The sequence below is a fragment of the Propionivibrio sp. genome (assembly GCF_017995515.1).
In the GTDB taxonomy this organism is placed as follows: domain Bacteria; phylum Pseudomonadota; class Gammaproteobacteria; order Burkholderiales; family Rhodocyclaceae; genus Propionivibrio.
On the sequence record NZ_JAGOIT010000055.1, the window covers coordinates 8842 to 14598 of the forward strand.

Below are 5757 nucleotides of genomic sequence, written 5' to 3' on the forward strand. Positions count from 1 at the left end.
ACCGATGTTCTACGGCATTCCCGACCTGACGACCTTCATCATCGGCACGATCTTCATCGTCCTTCTGCCCGGGCCGAATTCGCTCTACGTCGTCGCGCTCGCTGCCGGCGCTGTTCCGGGTGATCAAGCTCGCGGGCGCCGGCCTGGCGCTACGCTCGGCTGAATCCGGTGTCCTATCGATCTGGCGAGATAATGTTTGAAGCCCGTTCAGGTTGAGCTTGTCGAAGGGGAACGGGCTTCGACAGGCTCAGCCCGAACGGTAGTTGAGATTTCTTACTGCCTGATCAACAAGCGGCCACCGGGCGCGGAATGCCGAGCGCACGTTCGAGGAAAACGGCGACGACTTCGTCCGGGTCCTGCATGTCGGTCACCAGGCCGCGAATGCCGTTCCGAATCAGACGCTGCTTCATGCCGTCGCCCATGCTCCCGGCGATTAGTGCATGCACGCCGTCGAGCGGATGCGGTTGATCGGCCGGCGACTCGTGGAGTGACTGCTCGATCGGCAATTCGAGCAAGGTCTTCCCGGCGACCTGCCCGCCCTGAATCCGGTACACCCAGAACTTGCGACACTTGCCGGCGTGGCCGGTCACCGTCTTGCGGTTCTGGCTGCAGACGGCGATAGAGAACTCGTCGCCCAGCGGCTTGAACGCCGGACGCTCGCCGTGCTGCTGGCCGTGCCCACCGCAACCGCAGCCGCCGTGCGCTTCGCTGCCTTCGTGGCGGTGATCGTGTTCGTGATCATGGTGATGACCGTGGCCGCCACATCCGCCGTGACCGTGCGCATGCTCACCGTGTTCCTTATCGTGCCCGTGACAGCCGCCACCACAGCCACCTCCTCCACCACTGCCGCCGCAACCGCCTTGCCCCGAGCACTGATGACCGTCCTCGCCGGCGTCAGCCGCCGCCAGTTCGCCGTTTTCAAACTGGGCGACCGCCTCGGCCACGGTCGTCGCCGCCGTACCGAACACCTGCACGCCCTGCATGGCCAGCGTGCGCAGGACGACACGGCTGATGCTGCCGCAAAGCACGGCGTCGAAGTTCATGTGCTGCTCGTCGCCGGCTTTCGGCTCGCGCAGCGACACCGCGTCAACGCTGCGCGTTTCCGTGTCAAAAAACGCGAGGAAAGCGGCTTGCGGCAGATGCGGCTCGATCTGCGAATCGAGGCCTTCGGGGAACTTGACGGGGATGCAGAGTTTCATGGTGCGTTATCGGAAGTTGGGTCGGCGCGAATTTTATCACCGGCCGATTAAATAGCATATGCCCGTAACAAACATCAGCCGCTCGCGGTGCGCCAATCGGAGCTGGTACGATGCCGCCCATGATCGTCAGCAATGCAAAACACGAAACCGCCATCGTCATCCGGCGCGATGGACAAATCGCCGTCCTCGTCCGTCTCAACGCCGGCAAACTCGGCTGCGAACGCGAAACCGAGAGCGCTTTCCGCGAACACTGGCACGAAGCCGCTTACCCCTTGATGGAAACGCTCGATCGTTTTCTCGCGCACGCGCAAACGCACGGCTGTACGCAGGAGGCGCTCAAGGGACTCGAGAAACTGAAGGCGCGGGAGCGCTACGCGGTCGCCGACCTGTTCTGAAAGGACACACCACGAAGAACGGCCTTGAGGTGACCGCCTCAAGGCCGTTATGTCATTCGCCGTCAAATCCGCTCGCCCTGAGCTCGTCGAAGGGTAGTCGCCGCGGAGACGAGGGCTTCGACAGGCTCAGCCCGAACGGGGCGGGATCGGAATTTCCTTAGTGGCTCGACGCCGCCGCTGCGCCGAGCCCGGTCTCCGAACGCACCTTCTGCGCCGGATAAAGCAGGCGCTCGAGTTGCGCCTGTTTGCTGTTATCCAGCTTGGAGACGATGAAGATCGTCAGGAAGGCGGCCGACATCGAGAACAGCGCCGGTGAGGCGTAGGGGAAGAGCGCGCTACCGGGCGGGTTGTGCAGCACGGCTTCCCAGACCGACGCCGAGACGACGGTCAGCCCGACCGAGGCGAAGAGCCCGACGAAGCCGCCGGCGACCGCGCCCTTCGTCGTGCAGTTCTTCCACAGCACCGACATGAAAAGCACCGGGAAGTTGGCCGAGCAGGCGATGGCGAAGGCAAGCATGACCATGTAGGCGACGTTCTCTTTCTCGAAGGCGATGCCGAGGAAGACGGCGACGATGCCGAGGCAGATCGTCGTGATCTTGGACACGCGCAGTTCGGCGGCCGAATCCGCCCTGCCCTTCTTGAACACCGTGGCGTAGAGGTCGTGCGAGACGGCCGAGGCGCCGGAGAGCGTCAACCCGGCAACGACGGCGAGGATGGTCGCGAAGGCCACCGCCGAAATGAAGCCGAGGAAGACATTGCCGCCGACGGCGTTGGCCAGGTGAATCGCCGCCATGTTGCCGCCGCCGCGCAGACCGTCATAGACGGGGTTGCCCGCTGCGTCGAGCACGGCCTTGCCGTCGACCATCTTGATCGCGAGGTAGGCCGGATCGGTCGAGATGAGCACGATGGCGCCGAAGCCGATGATGAAGGTGAGGATGTAGAAGTAGCCGATCCACGTCGTCGCCCAGCCGACCGACTTGCGCGCCTCCTTGGCGCTCGGCACGGTAAAGAAGCGCATCAGGATGTGCGGCAGGCCGGCGGTGCCGAACATCAGCGCCATGCCGACCGAGATCGCCGAGACCGGATCCTTGATCAGCCCGCCCGGCGCCATGATCGCGTCGTGCTTGCTGTGTACCTCCACCGCCTTGCGGAACAGCGCTTCCGGATTGAAGTTGAACTGGTAAAGCACGGCCAGCGCCATGAACGTCGCACCAGTGAGCAGCATGACCGCCTTGATGATCTGCACCCAGGTCGTCGCCGTCATGCCGCCGAAGAGCACGTAGAGCATCATCAGCACGCCGACGATCATCACCGCGTACTGGTATTCGAGACCGAACAGCACCTTGATCAGCTGCCCGGCGCCGACCATCTGCGCGATCATGTAGAAGGCGACGACGACGAGCGAGCCGCAGGCGGCGAAGACGCGCGTCGGCGTCTGCGCGAAGCGGTACGAGGCGACGTCGGCGAAGGTAAACCTGCCGAGGTTGCGCAGGCGTTCGGCCATCAGGAAGGTGATGACCGGCCAGCCGACCAGCCAGCCGATCGAGAAGATCAGTCCGTCGAAACCGCTGGAAAAGACGAGGCCCGAGATACCGAGGAAGGACGCCGCCGACATGTAGTCGCCGGCGATCGCCAAGCCGTTCTGGAAGCCGGTGATGCCGCCGCCGGCCGTGTAGAAATCGGCGGCCGAGCGCGTCCGCGCCGCCGCCCATTTGGTGATGCCGAGCGTGATCGCGACGAAGATGGCGAACATGCCGATCGCCACCCAGTTGGTCGCCTGCCTGGTCGTCTGGCCGAGATCCGCGCCCGCCGCCAGCGCCGAGCCTGCCGCCAGCATGCCGGCGAGCAGGACGAGCGTATTTCCGGTGATCTTCTGCATCGTGATTCTCGTCGTCATTTCCTGCTCGCCTCCTTGATGATCTGCGCGTTCATGTCGTCGAACCGCGTGTTGGCGCGGCGCACGTAGATGTTGGTCAGGATGATCGTGACGACGATCACGCCGACACCGAGCGGAATGCCGATCGACGTCGTCATCCCGGCACCCAGCTTGGTGCCGAGCCATTCCTTGTCGAAGGCGATCAACAGGATGTAGCCGTAATACACGGCCATCACGCACAGCGTCATGACGATGCTGTAGGAGCTGCGCATTTTCACCAGCAAGTGATACATCGGGTTAGCCTCAACCCGCGCTGCGACCTCGTCGTTCATCGCGCTCATCTTCGTCTCCTCCGGTTCGGTTTCACATCGAGCCGACTCGTGCATCCGGGGATGCTGCCGACTTCAGCGACGACCTTAGGCGCAAATACTTACGGCGCGCTTACTGCGACGCGAACAGGCGAAGTTGCTTCGGGCAGGCGAAAAGAAGGCCGCACGGCTTGACCGGGCGGCCCTTGCGGCGGGAGATCGCCGGAGGACGTCAGCAGCGGAAGCGGCTGATCAGGCTCGATAGTTCGCTCGAGATCCGCTCCATGTCCTCCGCCGTTTCAGCCGTCGACTGCATCGCCGCGGTGGTCTCCTCGACCATCTGCGAGATCTGCTCGACGCGTTGCGCGATGTTGGTGCTCGCTTCGCTCTGCTCCTTGGTCGCCGAGGCGACTTCACGGATGCGGGTAAGCGTCGATTCCGCGCCGTCCTTGATCTGACGCAGCGACGCGGCAGCGCCCTCGGCCGCCATCACGCCGGCTTCGACCTGCGGCAACGCCGAACTCATGGCGCCGACGACGAGCACGGTTTCGGACTGGATTCCGGAAATCATCTGCTCGATTTCGATCGTCGCCGTAGACGTCCGCTCGGCGAGCTTGCGCACTTCGTCGGCAACGACGGCGAAGCCGCGCCCCTGCTCGCCGGCGCGCGCTGCCTCGATCGCCGCATTGAGCGCCAACAGGTTGGTTTGCCCGGCGATGTCCTTGATCACGCCCGCGATCGACGAGATCTGGTTGGCCCGTTCTTCCAGCTTGTGAATCCGCGTCGAGGCGTCGCTGACCGTCGTCGCGATCTCGTTGATCTCACGGCTCGCCGTCTGGATGCGCTCGAAGCCGTCGTCGGCGAGTTCGACCGACTGCGACGACTCGCGCTCGGTGTCGTGCGCGCTGTCGGAGATATGGCGAACGCTGACCGTCATCTCCTCGATCGCTGCGGCCATCGACTGCGTTGCGTCGTTTTGCGACTCGGCCGCCGTCGCCACCTCGCGCGACGCCGTGCTGATGCTCTCGGCGCCCTTCGAAAGACGCGCTGAACTGTCGTTGATTTCCGACACCATGGTGCGTATGGAGCCAAGCATCTGCCCGGCCGAATCGAGGATGCTGCCCTTCGCCGACGAGTTGACCTGCACCGTGAGATCACCCGCCGCGGCGCGCGACATGAGATCGATCGCCGCTGCCGGCTCGCCGCCGAGTTGGCGAACGATGCTGCGCGCGACCATCACGCCGACGACCGAGACGACCGCCAGAATCAGCAGCGAAATCAGCGCGTAACGAATCGCCGCCCGGGTCACCGCCGCATCGACGTCATCCACATAGACGCCGGTGCCGACGATCCATTTCCATTCCGGGATGCCGATCACGTAGCCGCGTTTCGGACTCGCCTCGGTGGCGCCGGCGCGCGGAAACCAGTAGTCGATGTAGCCGCTCCCGGCCTTGCCGGCGGCGACGATCGCATCCCAAAGCTTGAATCCCTTTGTGTCAGCCTTTCCAAGCATGACTTCACCTTCGATCTTCGGGCTGCCGGCAACCATCACGGCGCGACCGTCGAAGTCATAGATGAAGTAGTAGTCGTTGGTGTTGAAGCGTGGCGTGCGCAATGCTTCCCTGGCTGCTGCTTGCGCCTCCTCACGCGTCATCTTCTTCTCGGCTTCCAGCTTCTGGTAGTCGGCGACGATGCCGGTCGTCACTTCGACCAGGTGCTTGATGCGCTCGCTGTGCGCGTTCATCGCATCCGTCCTGATCTGCATCAGCGTATAGGCCGCCATGACGACGAGGCCGACCAGAACCACGACGCCCGCCACGGTCAACCGGGCCCGCACGCCCATTCGCTCGAATGAAATCATCTCCTGCCCCCTCTATCGAAGAAAAAAACCGCAACTACGAAGCCAGACGCCCCTGCAACCGCCTCTTGATCTCTGCGTGAACGCCTGGCGACGGGTGAATCACCCGCACCCTGTAATC

General features: G+C 63.7%; 5 protein-coding genes and 1 pseudogene. 2 read left to right on the forward strand and 4 right to left on the reverse strand.

Annotated features, from left to right (window positions below):
* Positions 1-4: 4 nt before the first annotated feature.
* A pseudogene (locus tag KBA32_RS10505) lies at positions 5-106 on the forward strand (leucine efflux protein LeuE); the annotation flags it as partial.
* Between the two features lie 178 nt (positions 107-284).
* Here KBA32_RS10505 and KBA32_RS10510 read toward each other — a convergent pair.
* Positions 285-1199: a NifB/NifX family molybdenum-iron cluster-binding protein gene (locus KBA32_RS10510; RefSeq protein WP_294358583.1), complete on the reverse strand. Its 915-nt coding sequence runs from the start codon at positions 1197-1199 to the stop codon at positions 285-287.
* Between the two features lie 110 nt (positions 1200-1309).
* Between KBA32_RS10510 and KBA32_RS10515 the strand changes: the two genes are divergently transcribed.
* Positions 1310-1594, forward strand: a complete 285-nt coding sequence (locus KBA32_RS10515) for a hypothetical protein (protein ID WP_294358586.1) — start codon at positions 1310-1312, stop codon at positions 1592-1594.
* Between the two features lie 157 nt (positions 1595-1751).
* Here KBA32_RS10515 and KBA32_RS10520 read toward each other — a convergent pair whose 3' ends face one another.
* The 3 genes from KBA32_RS10520 to KBA32_RS10530 form a co-directional block, all read right to left on the reverse strand.
* A complete protein-coding gene (locus tag KBA32_RS10520; RefSeq protein WP_367113774.1) occupies positions 1752-3431 on the reverse strand; it encodes a cation acetate symporter in 1680 nt (559 codons plus the stop codon).
* Positions 3432-3487: 56 nt separating this feature from the next.
* A complete protein-coding gene (locus tag KBA32_RS10525) occupies positions 3488-3811 on the reverse strand; it encodes a DUF485 domain-containing protein (RefSeq protein WP_294358589.1) in 324 nt (107 codons plus the stop codon).
* 199 nt (positions 3812-4010) lie between these two features.
* Entirely contained in the window at positions 4011-5639 is a 1629-nt protein-coding gene (locus KBA32_RS10530) for a methyl-accepting chemotaxis protein (RefSeq protein ID WP_294358591.1), read from the reverse strand.
* Positions 5640-5757 lie beyond the last annotated feature (118 nt).

Excerpts from the sequence above, each read along its gene's own strand:
- KBA32_RS10525 (WP_294358589.1), bottom strand. The coding sequence starts at position 3,811 with ATGAGCGCGATGAACGACGAGGTCGCAGCGCGGGTTGAGGCTAACCCG.
- KBA32_RS10515 (WP_294358586.1), top strand. The coding sequence starts at position 1,310 with ATGCCGCCCATGATCGTCAGCAATGCAAAACACGAAACCGCCATCGTC.
- KBA32_RS10520 (WP_367113774.1), bottom strand. The coding sequence starts at position 3,431 with ATGCTGGCGGCAGGCTCGGCGCTGGCGGCGGGCGCGGATCTCGGCCAG.
- KBA32_RS10530 (WP_294358591.1), bottom strand. The coding sequence starts at position 5,639 with ATGATTTCATTCGAGCGAATGGGCGTGCGGGCCCGGTTGACCGTGGCG.
- KBA32_RS10510 (WP_294358583.1), bottom strand. The coding sequence starts at position 1,199 with ATGAAACTCTGCATCCCCGTCAAGTTCCCCGAAGGCCTCGATTCGCAG.